Source organism: Ciceribacter ferrooxidans (assembly GCF_004137355.1).
Taxonomy (GTDB): Bacteria; Pseudomonadota; Alphaproteobacteria; order Rhizobiales; family Rhizobiaceae; genus Allorhizobium; species Allorhizobium ferrooxidans.
Window position 1 is genome coordinate 1 of sequence record NZ_SDVB01000135.1, and the last position, 255, is coordinate 255.

1 pseudogene is annotated in these 255 nt (G+C 54.5%); it reads left to right on the top strand.

Features of this window, described 5'->3' with window-relative positions:
- Window positions 1-13: 13 nt before the first annotated feature.
- A pseudogene (locus tag EUU22_RS04255) lies at window positions 14-255 on the top strand (nitric-oxide reductase large subunit); the annotation flags it as partial.

The window sequence follows — 255 nt, forward strand, 5'->3', positions numbered from 1 at the left end:
GGGAGTCTATGGCATGCTGGCGATGGCGCTGCTGGTCTTTTGCCTGCGCTACCTTCTGCGGTCGGAGGACTGGAGCGACAAACTTATCTCATTCTCATTCTGGAGCCTCAATGGTGGACTGATCTGGATGGTTTTCGCCAATCTCTTCCCTCTTGGTGTCATGCAGCTCGCCACCGTAGTGACCAACGGCTACTGGCACGCGCGTTCTCTTGAGTTTTTCGAGAAGCATACTTACCTGGAATGGCTTCGACTGCC